Here is a 13,007-nt window from a genome sequence, read left to right as displayed (position 1 = left end):
ATGCTGAAACTTTATGATGTCGAAGTCCGCTCCCGACTGCTGCTCGGCACCGCCCGCTATCCGTCTCCAGCGATCCTTGCAGAATCGGTGAGGCGCTCGAAAACGGAGATCGTCACCGTGTCGCTTCGGCGCGAAGCCGTCGGCGGCAAAGCGGGCGGCGCCTTCTTCGACCTGATCGGTGAGCTTGGCGTGCGCGTGCTGCCGAATACGGCCGGATGTCATAGCGTGCAGGAGGCTGTGCTGACGGCGAAGATGGCGCGCGACGTGTTCCGCACCGACTGGATCAAGCTCGAAGTCATCGGTCATCATGATACGCTGCAGCCTGACGTCTTCGGCCTTGTCGAAGCGGCCCGCATCCTGAACGGCGAGGGCTTTCAGGTCTTCCCCTATACGACCGACGACCTTGTCGTGGCCGAAAGGCTGCTGGAGGCCGGCTGCCGTGTGCTGATGCCCTGGTGCGCGCCGATCGGTTCCGCTCAAGGGCCGCTGAACCCGATGGCGCTAAGGGCGTTTCGCGCGCATTTTCCGGATGTGCCGCTGATCATCGATGCCGGCATCGGCCGCCCGTCTCATGCCGCCGCCGTCATGGAGTACGGTTATGATGCCGTACTTCTCAACACCGCCGTTGCCGGCGCAGGCGATCCCGCCACCATCGCCGAGGCATTCGCGCTTGCCATCGAAGCCGGCCGCCTGGCACATGGCGCCGTACCGCTGGAGCCACGCGACATCGCCGTCCCATCCACTCCCGTCATCGGAAAGGCCGTCTTCACATGAAGCTCGATCCCTTCTATCTCATCGTCGACAGCGCCGAATGGGTCGAGCGTCTCGTGCCGCTCGGCGTCAAACTCGTCCAACTGCGCATCAAGGACTGCCCGGACTCCGTGCTTCGCGAGCAGATCCGGCGTTCGAAGGCTGCCTGCGCGGCAGCGGCTTGCCAATTGGTCGTCAACGACTATTGGAAGCTGGCGATAGATGAAGGATGCGATTTCGTTCATCTCGGACAGGAAGACCTGATGGCCGCCGACAGGAATGCCATTCGTCGCGCCGGCCTGAGGCTCGGCCTTTCCACGCATGACCCATCGGAGCTCGAGACGGCGCTGGCGGCCGAGCCGGATTATGTTGCGCTCGGACCAGTCTGGCCCACCGTTCTCAAAGAGATGAAATGGGCGCCGCAGGGGGTCGAACGCCTTCTCGACTGGCGCCAGCGAGTCGGCGCGATACCGCTCGTCGCCATCGGTGGGATCACCGCCGAACGCGCGCCGCTGGTGCTGGAAAAAGGTGCCGATAGTGCCGCCGTGGTCACCGATATCACCCGCAACTCGGATCCCGAGGCCCGCACGCGGCAGTGGCTGGCCGCGACCGCGCCATGGCGGCGCGCGAATGAGGATGAAGGTTGATACATCCCGCCGGCAACGGGGAAGCCTTTGATCCTGCCGGCTCGGGTATTGTCCATTCGGTTGCTCGGTTTGCTTGCGAGGCGGAACGCCGGTTCGGATTTGTTCAATTCCACTAATGAGCCCGGTTTCATTCGGCCTGACAATGGCGGCCCGGAGCGTTCGTCCATATTTCTGCGGTGGAACGCGTTGAAATGCGCGATATCGGCCAGAAGAACGGCTACGACTTGGAGCGCGACGACAAGTCCGGCTAGATGTCGGCGTGCAATCTTCAGGCTGCTTGAAGAGGTACAGACGAGTGGACGGAGTTCCTTGTCAAGAAACGCGCCAGGAATTTTTCGACGACTCTGCTGACATCGTTTGCATATGACAAAGCCTGAGACGGCCGTGGGGCTACCCTTTTAGGTAAGTGAATGCGTACTCAATTCTCAACGTGTTGCATTTTGCGCGACCAAGGGAAAGAAGTCACCAGTTTCTGCACAACGGGCGTATGTTCACTTGGTACTTCCTGTTCAGCTGATCCGGCATCTTCCAATGCCTTGCGAAGAGCCTGGCCTTGCGGATGATCGCCGAAGTGCTCCAGAAAGCTCGAAATCGGCCATCTCGTCTCAGCGCCGCCGGAGGCGTCGTTGGCGCGATGGATGACAACATGCTGGTCCACTGTTTCGTTATGTTCGAGATACCATTTGTCTCCGTTTGGACTGGCCGCAAATTCGTTTGGTGCTTCTGGCATTCTAGCCTCCTCTGACGGTGCCTATTATTGTGCCGCTTCCCGGCGCGCTGTTGCGCATTATGGTTTCGGCAAGCGCAGCAGCAAGGTCTTTGGCTTGGACCGCGCAATCCGGCGCAGTGTGCACTTTCGTTGCAGGTAGTTGATGGCACGGAGAGTTAATGACTTCCTGCGCCTCCGGCGCTTGCACCGAGCGCGATGAGAAGCTCGTTTAGCTGTTCGAACGGCTCCGGCATGCAACCCTCCATCCCGTTGGTAAGGGCTTCGTCGAATGAGCTTTGCGAGAACGTTCTGTTCAGGCGCCGGTAGGCGACCTAACTTCAATGGCTGAACGGATACCCTGCATCCGCTTGCGATTTTTTTCGAACTCGGCGGATGATTTCGAGGGCAGTGGTGTTTTTCCGAAGTGCCGGCTGAGTTCGATAGAGAGGGCGGCGGGCGAGGTCATTCCGTCGTGATAAAGCTTGAACAGCAGTCTGACGGCAACGCTGTAATATCTCGGGTCTGCAAGGCTACTTGTGCAATCATATCCTGCGTCGTCAAGGACGCCCTGCAATACAGCCAGGTCAGAGGTCCGCACAGACATGTTGAGATTGGAAGACATGCTGTCCTCCTTCAATTTGGGGCGAAGGCAGAAACCGACCTCCACGCAGTAGCGCCCTGAGAAACAGCTACTGAAGACCTACCATGCGCCTAATCGATACGGCTGGCAAACTGAATATTGTGGGATGGGCAGAAAGCGGTCAGGCCTGTGCGTTCCAATGTGGTGATTTTTCGCAATCATCTTTTTCCAGGTTCAATCATCAGGGCCAGAAGGACGTAAAAGGCCCTACGCATATCCCGTCCGAACTCCGAATGAAGTTGGTGAACCGGAAATCGCTCGATCACCTCTTTCCCGAACTGGAGCAATGCGACAGCATGCGGACATCACGCCTGCGACAGCATAATCGCTGCAGGTCTTTGCAACAAACCACCGGGCAGAATCTCAGCATCACCAAAGACTAAGAGGGGCTGGGCTTTCGACCACCGAGCCTGATCGCCAATTCGGCATTCCTTGCTCAATTGCCTCGTGGGTCATCAATTCTTCTTGTCCGCAGGCGCGTCCACAGCTCGCGTGGCGCCCCCTTCGTTTTCCCATGATGCCAAAGCCTCAGGATCGGCATGCAGCTTCCGCCGTCTCGAAGAGGGGTAGTCGGGCGCGGGAATCGTCGCCGCCTTGATGCGCCTTATCACCATCACCTCTTCGTGATGGTCGCCATGTTCTGAAGCAACGAGATCTGTCGTCGCGTAGTCAGCGCGCTTGAGGATGGACCGGAGCCGCCAATTTTCGTCGCGTTTCGTCGGAATTCCGGTTGTGAGGATTACTACCATAACCAGCCTCTCAACATTAGACTGATGATGACGGCGAAGCTCGCCAGGATGGAAGCCCTGAATAAGAAGTCGCCGTGAGCCGCCATATGGGAAGAGCGCTTGAAGGTGGAAGACATCTTGTCCTCCTTTGATTGGGGCGAAGGGAGCCACCCCTTGATCGGCAGCGCCCGTGTCATTGGCTGTCGATATGCAAATATGCGCCTCTATTGCGCTTTATCCAAGGCAAATGCGACGAACGCAGCTCCAGGCGACAATATAATTCGTGCGGAGCTATTCGGTAGCGGAGCGAGAGGCGCAGGCTCTTCTCGGCTCGTTCAGCGATGACAACTCACCTGGCGGCCGCGATAGTACCGAGGCGGCCCCGAATTGAATCCTACTCTCGCCCGCCTGTATGATATAGTCTCTCATGACCTATTCCCCGAAGGACCTGGAACTCGCGCGCCGGCAGGTGACTATCGACCGGCAGATGATTTACGCTCAGCAGAGCCTGATCGACGGAATGCTGACGCGCGGCGAGCCCGCTGGGCTGGCCAACGAAAGGCTGGTCAAATTGACAGAGGATCTACGCAAGCATTGCTTCCATCAGGATCTGATTCAGGCGTCGATCCGATTGGAACGCTGAGCCTGCGCCCTCGGGGCGGTTGACGGACTTCCCGCTTGTTCACTCCGCAGCCTTCTCGTCAGGCTCCTCGGCACGCCTCTCAGCTTCCTGGCTGGCGATCTTCCGGCTGTGATCGGTCCGCGCCTGCTCGAGTTCTCTCATTGTGGGAAGGTCCCGGACACCCATGCTCTTGTCATCGACCTCAGTGCTTTGGCGCTTTGTGAACCGATGCCGCGGCTTCGTTGCTTCACGGCGTTTCTCAACTGCGCGAGCTTCCTCGGACGGCATGGCGAGGTCGGTGCGTGCGGCGACGGCATGGGCGATCAATTCGTTGGCCGAGGGATTGCCATCCGGGCGCTTGCCGTTGGCGTCGAAGTCGTGGCGATCGCGGGCAGTAAAGCACATGGCGTTGTTATGTTTCGACATTTAGATGCCCTCCGTTTTAGTGTGAGGCCACGAGCCTGCCGTTCACGCAGCGACGCCCTTCGGCGGGCCTCCTGCTTATCGAGCGGGCTCGCTGAGGTGGCGAATATTTTCGCAAATCCGATCTTGGAATTGCAGCATCTTATATTTCAGGAAAATAACACAATAAAAAGGCAAATAGGTCTTTACTGAAGATTAGTTCAATCTAGTTCCATCAACCAATAATATTATAATTCCAAATCTTGCCAATCAAGCTTGAATAAAACCTTCAGTTTAGCATTTCATCCCAGTTGCGACGCAATTGAGGCGTAGGAATCTCTATGGTCGTTTGGCCCTGTGGCTCTCGTAGGTGCCAGAAACTTGCGGGCCATCATCGGCCTGAATTCCGATCGCTCTGCCAATGCCCTGTAGGAAGTATTCACGGGCTTGGCTGACCGTATTCAACTGGAGCCTGTCACCATGTCCATGGACATATCATCTACACGCACGACGAACGCCATCGTGCACTTCTCCGCCCCTTTCGCGCTGCCCGATCTGGCTGGCGAGATGCATCCGGTCGGCGATTACAAGATCGCCCAGGAGGCGATCGAAGGTCTGTCTTGGCTTGCCTACCGACGCCGCCAAAGCCACGCATAGGCGGGGATTTGCGCTTACCATTGCGGCCTTCGGTGACCTGCCTCGGACGCCGCCTCCAGGTTGTTCTGACCGAAGACGAGGAAATTGGCAGTCCTTTTAAGTCAAGAGCTAGGCGATCCGAACCACGACTCGCGCGTCAAAAGCTGCTGCAAGGAATGCGGACGGGGCTTCCCCTTCGGTTACTATGCCCTCTACCGTGCCCGCGCCTCCATTGCCATGAAGAAAGCGCTACCGCTCGTCACCGGCCAATTCTTAAAAAGCATGTCAAGGGCTTCATCTGCGGACGCAATAGTATGCCGCACCTGATTGCGTTCAACCACTAAGAGCAGCCACGCCGATGTCGACACACAGTCTCCGATTCCACATTTGAGAAATAGTGGATCTCACAGTTAGCCGGCGTAGGACATGAGGGAGAAACGTTCCTCACCCGTGCAATCCACAACCCCCAACCACCGCCTTGACGCGTTGTTCCATGCTATCGCCTTACTACACAGGAGGGCCGATAAGTACTACGGTTGCCGGAGGTTTATCGAACAGGCCGTCCCTGAATGGAGGCGCGTGTCCGCTCAAAGCTTGGCGGAGACTTAGACGATATTGGCTCGCCAAAACACCTTTCCAGCTCCCTGGAAAGGTCGTTGGCAGAGGTCATCCCATATTGGAAACGTTGGATAAGCAACTTCGCTGCCGCGCTGTATCGCTCAGGATGGGCGACGCTTCTGGCTGAATTGTATCCAGCCGCATCCAAGACGCCTTGCAGCATTGTGAGGTCTCTGGAATTTAAAATATAGACGTGTTCGGAAGACATTTCTGGTCCTCCTTCCATTTGGGGCGAGGGCTGAAAGCCCTGATGCAGCAGCGCCCGTAACATTGGCTGCTGACAAGGTGACCATGCCTGAGCGCACCTCCGCATGCAATGTGAATCACGCAATTTGAATTTTTATAAGATATCTTTAACAAAACCGAAAATTGCGGTTGCGTTTCATGCAGCGAGTGCCTATATGGCTCTCATCGGCATTGCTGATGAGCGCTGGAAGGCATCTGTCGCTCGCAATTGCCGCAATTGCTTTCTGCTTTTGACCACGGATAATGGCATTGGTATGAGTAGCGATGTGGAAGGTCGGTGCGGTATCGCCTCGGCCTTTTTTGTTGGCCGGCTCGCTGTCCCAGAACCTCGTTTAAACACAATGGCGGCTCAGGTTGCCACATCGAGTTTGCCAGTCGAGTTTTGTTTCGTGTCAATCGGCGTCAAGCAGACCTTTCCTCTCAAAATCGAACTTCGGTCTTCCGGGCGCGGTCCGGCAGCGATCACTCACGCGACAAAAGGGAATTGAAAAATGAGCAAAACCAATGCGGCTGAGATCCGGCGCAGAACCGAACGCCAAGTCGCGAACACGAGCGGTGGCGGCCACTTGGGGGGAACAAACTTCGGGCAGGCTCCCGACGCCAAGACCGCAGGCGGAACCGGTGGCAAATCCCGTCCTAGCGGTGGACGCAAATAGACGTCCGATAGTAGCAACTCGGAAGGCTCGCTTTGAGAAACTGAAAGCGAGCCCACTTTTCGAAGCAGCCAACTGTAATTCCTGCGGTATCGCGTTCGCCGCGGCAAAGTCCTCAGCACCACGCTTTTGTAGACGCAATTCGCAGCTCGTTCATTAGCCGGAAGGCAAGGAATGAGCAGTCTTGAATCAAAAAGATCGAATTGGCTGTATTAGCACCACACAGAAGGAGCCCGCCAAGGGGTAGGAAGCGGACTCCAAAAAGCTCAGAAGTCGATCCCAGGAACAGAACTACGACCGGGCATAGGCACTTGCTCACATAAGCAAGACAAAAGCGAGTCAATTCGAATCACACCCCGTCGCTCATCAACCGATGGGGATCTTTGCCGAAGGCCCAGCGTGACTAGGGGAGCCCCTTCATTCTGACGACCAAGTATGCAGATAGGCTTCTGTGCTTCACGGACTTCGTCAACTGCGCGAGCTTCCCCAGGCGCTCGGCGATGTCTGTGTGCGGCGACCGCGTCGGCGATCGATTCCTTGGGGGAGGATTGCCGTTCGGGCGCTTGGATAGGCGCTGACGATGAGGGCGTGATTGCCAAGATCCTGGCAGATTTACGCTCGGCCGGCAAGAATGTCGATGAGAGAGCCTTACGGGAACGCATGGAGGCTTTGAGCGTCGCCGCCATGCAGGACCTCGTCCGCCAACCGCCTCTGTGATCGGGAGATCCATCTGCGGTTAACGGAAACCCGGCAGCGTGCCGGGCTTGCCATGGGTTCGCCTCACAAATCCGGCGACAGCTCATTATGAACCTTGTGCACACCCTTCGTTCTCAGCGTAATCTCCTCCGCCAACAACACCTCCGCTTGCACATGCACCCACCCGGCCAGCGTGATATCGCTGCCGCGTGCGGTGACGAAGATATAGCTGGGGTCGAGATCGCCGAAATCGGCAAGCGCGCTGTAGACCGCCGATTCAAGATCGTCCTGGTCGGGATGCCGGGTTGCTACGCGGCTCGCGACGCCGAGATGTTTTCTGTCGACTGACATCGTTTCGCCTCCTGCGCGGCCCTTTCGGGTGTAATAGCCTATCGGCGGATATCCCGCGCCGTCAGGGTATGTCGGTCCTTGCCGCCGTTGCCGTAGGCATGCGTGGCCGCATCCAAAATGGCATCGCGCGCCATATCAAAGGCTCTCAAGCACTCGTCTTCGGAGCGGGCGGCCTGGCTTGCGGTCCGCAATGCATTGGCTTCAATCAAAAACCGCACCTCGAACATGCCGTCATATCCGGAGAAGCGAACGGCATCCCGGCTCTCGTCGAAACTGCGGCTTCTATTAGGAAAGGTCAGTGTCACGCATTCTCTCCCGGAGGGATTGGTCATGCCAAGTCAAACTGGACTGTAGCAGATCATGTCATTGAACTTCCGCCGGGCTCACTGAGGCCCGGCAGGGCTGGTCAGGTTGCCGCTTACAGATGCAGGGAAACCTTCTCCTCCTGTCGGCGTGCCGGAATCCCGGAACGACGGCTGCTCCTTCGCAGCTCCGGCCCTAAAGAAATATGGGGCGCGGCATTCGAATTGCAATGTAAGGCCAGAAGGAGTGTCCGTCGCTGGCTGGAATTTGTCGTCTGCGCTTGAGGAGGGCTGCGACGAGAGCATCGCGTTCGCGACCGAACGGGGGCAGGTTGTGAAACTCTTCTACGGTCGTCCGCGTTTCGCAACCATCGATCCCCATTGGGACTATCGAAAACTCCTGTGGGCGGTTCATGTGATACCCGCTGCTATGATGACGATATCGTGTCGGAATTGGAAGTTTTCATTTACGCGCTGAGTAATCTCGTCGCTCTTCTCGAGTTTCCGTCTTCGACGTCGAGCCGTTTGCTTTCCGATAGAAAAAACGTGCAGAGTGAAAAATCATCAGCCATTTAGACGGCGAGGGGGGCGCCGGATAGTGGACCTCAGCTGATTGTCATTCGATCATGCAGGCACCACCGCGAAGCTGGTACGGACGATTACAGTCCCAGCCGTTGCCCGTCGAGTTAATGTGTGCGTTTTGGGGGAGCTTGAGCTGCAGGCATTGATTGCCCCGTAGCCCGAAGCCTCGGTCGCACTTCCATTTCTGTCCGTGGGCCGCGTCGACGAAGATGGCATTTTCCGGAACCTCGACAGCGACACACTTCTGATCCTTGTTTTCAAAGCCTCTATCACACCTCCAGTCATTTCCGCCGGTTGTCAGGTAGGAGTGGGCGGGGAGTTCGAGCTTGAGGCATGCTTGTTGTAGCGCGCGATAACCTCTTTCGCATTCCCAGCCGGATCCCGTGGTATTATCGGACAGGAATGCTTTCTCCGGGACTTTAATGAGGTCGCAACCCACATTGGTTTGACGGTATCCACGCAGGCATCTCCAGCGATCGCCGAAATTTGGGTCAAGATATGCATTGGTCGGAATTTGGACGGTGAGGCACTGGTTCCCCTTCTCCACAAAGCCGTAATGGCAATCCCAGCCCTTGCCAAAGGAGGAGTTCGTCAGAAACGCGTTGTCGGGAAGCTTCACCTTAAAGCAGGCGTCATCCTGCCTTCGAAAACCACGATTGCATTCCCAGCCTAGGCCAAAGCGGTTTGCCTGGGCATTTTCAGGCACCGGCCTTGAGGTCTGGCCGAACGCCGAGGAGCTGAGTCCCGATGCAGAATGCAGGGGGATGGTCATCATCAGGGCCAGCGCGCTGTAATATGATTGGCGCATAAGTTGTCTCCAAAGGCCCGCATCCGCGATCTCCTGGTAAAGATATAACGCGGATGGGCGGTAAAGAGGGAAGGACAGATACGTGCGACGCTACCAGAGCCTTGGCTTTTTCTCGGGAGCTTTCTCAGGAAAAATGGGCGCGCCGGCCCACATCCCGCGACCGACAAGTGACGAGCCATGAAGCTGGTCTTTGATGCGAACCATGGGAAAGGTCCTATGGACTTTCTGATTGCATGGTTTGTGCTTGCTTTCGCCGTTGGCGTTCAGGAGCATTTTCTGGAAGTAGAGCAGGAAGCAGGCATGCGAGGATCGGGACGTCATCGCGTCCTCCTCTTGTCGGGGCTAGGGCGCGCTCTTGTCCCTCAGGCGGCAGCGCCCTGACCAGTTGCAGCCGACATCGCACCCTGGACTTCATTTCCGCCTTTGGCAAGCAAGCTTTTGCTATTCATGTGGTGCCTTGAATGAGGCTGATTAAAACCTTATATGCGGGACACGTTTTCAGCCTTTCGGCTACCTAATCCTCCCGGCTGCGCCGGTTGCTTGGCAAACCCTGATTTTGCGAACGTTGCGAACTCCGCCATACTGGCTGGAGCGGTTTGTTCCGGATGTATTCGTCCAGCAGCCACACTGAGGATGCCATAATGACCAACACCACCCGCCATGCCGCCGAAAGCATGTTCAAGCGCTCCAAGCCAGAACAAGGATCGGATGCAGCAAAGCTGCAGGATTTCCTCAGCAGGCAAGCTCTCCGGAGGCGCGCGACGAAGCTTGCCGAGATGCAGCAGCGTCTCGAAAAACGGACTGCTGGAACGGTTGGACTGGCTTCTTTTTTCCGTTGATACCGCAAGATGGAACGGCAAAGATCGACTGTCCTCGACGATCGCTCACGCCGCAAGGATTAGGTTATGACCGTTTTCGATTATAATGCTGGGGCGGGGCTTTACCCGTGCAAGACAATCAACAGAAGAGGCAGCCTCGTCTACAAGAGGTTCGATTCCGTCGCCGAAGCTCTTCGCTTTGCGATCGAGGACATGCCGGCTTCTCTCCTTCGTGGATCCGTGCTCGAAGTCGAGGAGGCGCGCTTCGATGGTTTGCAGATGCGCAAACTCTATGAAGACGACGCTTATCCGCTGACGCGCCGCCTGGAAGGCATTACGGGGTTGCCCGCAAAAGTGGAAATTGCGAGAAGCTGAAAACAAAAGGTTGACGGGGAAGGATCTCCAGTCTATTGCTGCAAACATCGATACTTTGTTTGCCGATATTTGTTTGGCTGCGCTCTGCGCCTCTTGATCAACTCTCCCTTCAAAAGTCGAAACACCGCCGCGCGCCGCTCGGCGGGCCGTTAAATGTATGCCAATGAAAGGGTTTGTCATGACCACTGGCACAGTAAAATGGTTCAACGCCACCAAAGGCTTTGGCTTCATCCAGCCCGACGACGGCAGCGCCGACGTCTTCGTTCACATCTCTGCCGTTGAACGCGCGGGAATGAGTTCAATCGCTGAGGGCCAGAAGCTCGGCTTTCAATTGGAGCATGACCGTAAGTCCGGCAAAATGTCTGCGGGCCAGCTCCAAGCGGCCTAAGAAGCTCTTATAGCTGCTGCGACCACGGATGTACTGGCGTGGCTGGCAAGGGCAGTTGAAGGCCAGGCAGATGTCTGGCCTTTTTCATTCAAGAAGACCGAACAGCGCCCGACCGCTCGTACCGAGACTTGAAGCGTAGCGGGCTGCGCTATCCTGTTGGGCAAGGACATCGATTGAAACACCCAAGCGACAACAGCTTTTCAGAACGTCGTAAGTCCGCCGAAAGCGCCAGACGTCAGCTGATTGCAAAATTTGAGTCGGCTCCGAAGCCGACCGACCCTGTAATGCAAGAACGGTTGGCGGCAATTGCTTCGGCCAGGACCGCGCGTCGCGCCGAGCGCGATGCGATGAAGGCGGCGGAAAATGACCGGCTCCTTCAGGAAGCTGCCGCATTAGCCGATGTTGCCGAGGCTCATCAAAGAGCAGAGGCGGAGGCTCGCCAATTGGAAGCAAATAACCGAATCGCACGTGTCGTCGCCGATGAAGCGGCACGCAAGGCCGAGCGCGACCGGCGCTATGCCGCACGTAAGGCTCGTCGCCCTTGACGGCCTGAACATCCGACCGTGGCTCCTGCCAATTTGCATCGACGTCCAGAAGGAATCAGAAAACCTATGAGAAGCCAAGCCGGCCAGTTGCACGAGCCGTTTGAAGACTCCGCCGGTGCGTGGCTGAAGATCCTCGCGAAATACCGGCAACCGAGCTTTTGGCGCAGCGCGTTCGAGTTGTCTGTGACAGCTGTCCCGTTCGCGCTGCTATGGGTCGGCGCATATGCCTCTTTACTGCAAGACTTTTGGCCCGGCTACATACTCATCCTGCCAGCCGCCGCCTTCCTGCTCCGGTTATTCATGATCCAGCACGATTGCGGGCACGGTTCATTCTTCGCCCGGCGAAAGCTGGATACGTGGACAGGACGAGCACTCGGCGTTTTGACCCTAACGCCGTACGATTATTGGCGGCAAACACATGCCGAACATCATGCATCTGCCGGCAATCTTGATAAACGTGGCATCGGGGACATCACGACCTTGACGCTCGAGGAATATCGCGCCCGTTCTCGAACCGGGCGACTCGCCTACCGACTCTACAGGCATCCGATCGTCATGTTCGGCATTGGACCCGCCTGGCTCTTTATCGTCAAGCAACGCCTGCCGATCGGGATGATGCAGGCGGGAGCCTTGCCTTGGGTTTCCACGATGGCCACGAATGTAGCGATCGCGATCGTAGTCGGCCTGTTAATGTGGACGATTGGGCCTATCCCCTTCCTGCTGGTGCATCTGCCGATCGTTTTGCTGGCAGGGGCAGCCGGCGTCTGGCTATTTTATGTCCAACATCAGTTCGAGGAAACGCACTGGTCGAAGACCGGAGAATGGAAATTTCCGCGGGCCGCTCTTCACGGCGCGTCACATTATGATCTTCCGCTCGTGCTTCGATGGCTGACCGGGAATATCGGTATCCACCACATCCACCACCTTTCAAGCCGCATTCCGTATTACCGGCTTCCGGAAGTCCTGCGCAATTACCCCGAGTTGGTGGCTATCGGCCGCGTCACCGTTCGGCAAAGCGTCGAATGTGTCCGGCTTGCTTTGTGGGATGAACAGAGCGGCAGGCTCATCTCCTTCCGAGAGGCCGAGAGCCTTGGTCCATCGATATCTGACCGCTTTATGCGGATCGTTTGATTAGCATGTCAGGATCCAAGATGAGTACGACCGCCAAAACAAGTCCCAATACGGCCGCTTTGATGGTCACTTTGACGCCTCCCCAGATCAGAGGCCTGAAACTTGCAAGGGATGGGGACCTGTACCTACAGGAGAGCAAGAAGTGGACGCATCTCAATGCGACGATTACCTTCGCCAAAGCCGATCGCTTTCAGGAGCGCCCGATCAAAATCAAGTTCGCGACAACGGCGACGGTAGGCGAATTGAGAAGCAGCGGTCTTCTCAAGACCCTTGATGCCAACGCCGACCCAGACATCTCGCCGCACGGCATCACGATGGCCGGAAAGATGTGGCTGCTGAAGCATAAATAGATCAGGTCAG

General features: G+C 56.9%; 19 protein-coding genes and 1 pseudogene. 13 read left to right on the top strand and 7 right to left on the bottom strand.

Annotated elements, in window-relative coordinates; genetic code table 11:
• The 3 genes and pseudogenes from J0663_RS22220 to J0663_RS22210 all read left to right on the top strand — a co-directional run bounded on the left by J0663_RS22220 (position 1) and on the right by J0663_RS22210 (position 1,648).
• Positions 1–774, top strand: coding sequence for a thiazole synthase (locus J0663_RS22220; RefSeq protein WP_207244950.1), 774 nt, complete (start codon positions 1–3; stop codon positions 772–774).
• Entirely contained in the window at positions 771–1,397 is a 627-nt protein-coding gene (locus J0663_RS22215; protein ID WP_207244949.1) for a thiamine phosphate synthase, read from the top strand. The genes J0663_RS22220 and J0663_RS22215 overlap by 4 nt, the downstream gene beginning before the upstream one ends.
• Before the next feature lie 99 nt (positions 1,398–1,496).
• A pseudogene (locus J0663_RS22210) lies at positions 1,497–1,648 on the top strand (cold-shock protein).
• Positions 1,649–1,815: 167 nt separating this feature from the next.
• Here J0663_RS22210 and J0663_RS22205 read toward each other — a convergent pair.
• Entirely contained in the window at positions 1,816–2,127 is a 312-nt protein-coding gene (locus tag J0663_RS22205; RefSeq protein ID WP_207244948.1) for a hypothetical protein, read from the bottom strand.
• A gap of 292 nt (positions 2,128–2,419) precedes the next feature.
• On the bottom strand, positions 2,420–2,728 hold the full coding sequence (locus J0663_RS22200; RefSeq protein WP_207244947.1) for a hypothetical protein: 309 nt from the start codon (positions 2,726–2,728) through the stop codon (positions 2,420–2,422).
• Positions 2,729–2,811: 83 nt separating this feature from the next.
• Here J0663_RS22200 and J0663_RS22195 point away from each other — a divergent pair, with 83 nt between their 5' ends.
• Both J0663_RS22195 and J0663_RS22190 read left to right on the top strand, forming a co-directional pair.
• Complete coding sequence (locus tag J0663_RS22195) at positions 2,812–3,129, top strand: hypothetical protein (protein WP_207244946.1); 318 nt, start codon at positions 2,812–2,814, stop codon at positions 3,127–3,129.
• 772 nt (positions 3,130–3,901) lie between these two features.
• Positions 3,902–4,117: a hypothetical protein gene (locus J0663_RS22190; protein WP_207244945.1), complete on the top strand. Its 216-nt coding sequence runs from the start codon at positions 3,902–3,904 to the stop codon at positions 4,115–4,117.
• 39 nt (positions 4,118–4,156) lie between these two features.
• Here the strand turns inward: J0663_RS22190 and J0663_RS22185 are convergent, their stop codons facing one another.
• Positions 4,157–4,522 (bottom strand): hypothetical protein, encoded by a 366-nt coding sequence (locus tag J0663_RS22185; RefSeq protein WP_207244944.1) that lies wholly within the window; start codon positions 4,520–4,522, stop codon positions 4,157–4,159.
• A gap of 423 nt (positions 4,523–4,945) precedes the next feature.
• Here J0663_RS22185 and J0663_RS22180 point away from each other — a divergent pair, with 423 nt between their 5' ends.
• Positions 4,946–5,155: a hypothetical protein gene (locus tag J0663_RS22180; RefSeq protein ID WP_207245514.1), complete on the top strand. Its 210-nt coding sequence runs from the start codon at positions 4,946–4,948 to the stop codon at positions 5,153–5,155.
• 191 nt (positions 5,156–5,346) lie between these two features.
• On the opposite strand, the gene J0663_RS31360 is transcribed toward J0663_RS22180, so the two are convergent.
• Positions 5,347–5,457 carry a DUF982 domain-containing protein gene (locus tag J0663_RS31360; RefSeq protein ID WP_246590462.1) on the bottom strand — a complete coding sequence of 37 codons (111 nt, stop codon included), beginning with the start codon at positions 5,455–5,457 and terminating at the stop codon, positions 5,347–5,349.
• 627 nt (positions 5,458–6,084) lie between these two features.
• On the opposite strand from J0663_RS31360, the gene J0663_RS22170 reads away from it, so the two are divergent.
• Positions 6,085–6,486: a hypothetical protein gene (locus J0663_RS22170; RefSeq protein ID WP_246590437.1), complete on the top strand. Its 402-nt coding sequence runs from the start codon at positions 6,085–6,087 to the stop codon at positions 6,484–6,486.
• Between the two features lie 945 nt (positions 6,487–7,431).
• Here J0663_RS22170 and J0663_RS22165 read toward each other — a convergent pair.
• The 3 genes from J0663_RS22165 to J0663_RS22155 all read right to left on the bottom strand — a co-directional run bounded on the left by J0663_RS22165 (position 7,432) and on the right by J0663_RS22155 (position 9,390).
• The gene (locus J0663_RS22165; RefSeq protein WP_207244942.1) at positions 7,432–7,698 is read right to left on the bottom strand and encodes a BON domain-containing protein; all 267 of its coding nucleotides are present in this window, start codon (positions 7,696–7,698) and stop codon (positions 7,432–7,434) included.
• Between the two features lie 38 nt (positions 7,699–7,736).
• The gene (locus J0663_RS22160) at positions 7,737–8,003 is read right to left on the bottom strand and encodes a DUF1488 family protein (protein ID WP_207245462.1); all 267 of its coding nucleotides are present in this window, start codon (positions 8,001–8,003) and stop codon (positions 7,737–7,739) included.
• Between the two features lie 613 nt (positions 8,004–8,616).
• Positions 8,617–9,390 (bottom strand): hypothetical protein, encoded by a 774-nt coding sequence (locus J0663_RS22155; protein ID WP_207244941.1) that lies wholly within the window; start codon positions 9,388–9,390, stop codon positions 8,617–8,619.
• Positions 9,391–10,031: 641 nt separating this feature from the next.
• Between J0663_RS22155 and J0663_RS22150 the strand changes: the two genes are divergently transcribed.
• From J0663_RS22150 to J0663_RS22125, 6 genes are all read left to right on the top strand, one after another.
• Complete coding sequence (locus J0663_RS22150) at positions 10,032–10,229, top strand: hypothetical protein (RefSeq protein ID WP_097599674.1); 198 nt, start codon at positions 10,032–10,034, stop codon at positions 10,227–10,229.
• A gap of 66 nt (positions 10,230–10,295) precedes the next feature.
• Positions 10,296–10,583: a hypothetical protein gene (locus tag J0663_RS22145; protein ID WP_207244940.1), complete on the top strand. Its 288-nt coding sequence runs from the start codon at positions 10,296–10,298 to the stop codon at positions 10,581–10,583.
• 178 nt (positions 10,584–10,761) lie between these two features.
• The gene (locus J0663_RS22140; protein ID WP_088396361.1) at positions 10,762–10,971 is read left to right on the top strand and encodes a cold-shock protein; all 210 of its coding nucleotides are present in this window, start codon (positions 10,762–10,764) and stop codon (positions 10,969–10,971) included.
• Between the two features lie 173 nt (positions 10,972–11,144).
• Complete coding sequence (locus tag J0663_RS22135; RefSeq protein WP_207244939.1) at positions 11,145–11,516, top strand: DUF6481 family protein; 372 nt, start codon at positions 11,145–11,147, stop codon at positions 11,514–11,516.
• A gap of 66 nt (positions 11,517–11,582) precedes the next feature.
• Positions 11,583–12,647 (top strand): fatty acid desaturase, encoded by a 1,065-nt coding sequence (locus tag J0663_RS22130; protein ID WP_207244938.1) that lies wholly within the window; start codon positions 11,583–11,585, stop codon positions 12,645–12,647.
• Positions 12,648–12,709: 62 nt separating this feature from the next.
• Positions 12,710–12,997, top strand: coding sequence for a hypothetical protein (locus J0663_RS22125; RefSeq protein WP_221105720.1), 288 nt, complete (start codon positions 12,710–12,712; stop codon positions 12,995–12,997).
• Positions 12,998–13,007 lie beyond the last annotated feature (10 nt).

The sequence above is a fragment of the Rhizobium lentis genome (assembly GCF_017352135.1).
In the GTDB taxonomy this organism is placed as follows: Bacteria; Pseudomonadota; Alphaproteobacteria; order Rhizobiales; family Rhizobiaceae; genus Rhizobium; species Rhizobium lentis.
The sequence above is the reverse complement of the archived record's forward strand: the minus strand, read 5'-3'. Positions and strand labels throughout refer to the sequence as shown.